This is a genomic window from Falsiphaeobacter marinintestinus (assembly GCF_007923355.1).
Taxonomy (GTDB): Bacteria; Pseudomonadota; Alphaproteobacteria; order Rhodobacterales; family Rhodobacteraceae; genus Phaeobacter_A; species Phaeobacter_A marinintestinus.
On the sequence record NZ_VOGO01000055.1, the window covers coordinates 1 to 875 of the forward strand.

1 pseudogene is annotated in these 875 nt (G+C 53.0%); it reads left to right on the plus strand.

Going from position 1 to position 875, the window contains the following annotated elements:
* Positions 1-61: 61 nt before the first annotated feature.
* Positions 62-875: pseudogene (locus FOY56_RS23390) on the plus strand (IS3 family transposase); the annotation flags it as partial.

The window sequence follows — 875 nt, forward strand, 5'->3', positions numbered from 1 at the left end:
CCTAAAAATAGTGGTGTTCAAAAGTAGAATTTTCTCGGCAAGATATCTGAGGAGATTTTGAATGAAGAACGGACGATATAGCGACGCGCAGATCATGACGATCCTGAAGCAGGCGGAAGGCGGTGTGCCGGTTTCTGAGCTTTGTCGCGAGCATGGGATGAGCAGCGCGAGTTTCTACAAGTGGCGAGCCAAGTTTGGCGGTATGGACGCGTCATTGATGTCTGAGATGAAGGATATGGCAGATGAGAACCGTCGGCTGAAGCGCATGTATGCTGAGATGAGCATGCAGAATGATCTGCTGAAGGAAGCGCTTGGAAAAAAGCGTTAAGGCCGTCTCAGATGCGAGAGATGGCCATGAATGCGGTTGCACGGCATGGGGTCAGCATTGCCCTGGCCTGCCGAACGTTTGAGATCAGCGAGACATGCTATCGCTACAGCCCCGTTTTGAGCGATGAGAACGAGGAGATTGCAGACTGGTTGGAACGTCTGACGACCAACAAACGCAACTGGGGCTTTGGGCTGTGCTTTCTCTATTTGCGCAATGTGCAGGGCTTCGGCTGGAACCATAAGCGGGTCTATCGGATCTACTGCGAACTGGAGCTAAACCTGCGGATCAAGCCCAAGAAGCGCCTCAAGCGGGACAAGCCTGAACCGTTGGCCGCGCCTGAGGTTCCAAACGATACATGGTCGATGGATTTTATGGCGGATCAGTTGGCAGATGGTCGGTCGATCCGGACGTTGAACGTGCTGGATGACTTTAATCGCGAAGGCCTGTGCATCGAAGTCGACTTCTCGCTGCCTGCAGAAAGGGTCGTCCGAAGTCTGAACCAGATCATTGAATGGCGCGGACAACCGCAGGCAATTCGTGTCGATAA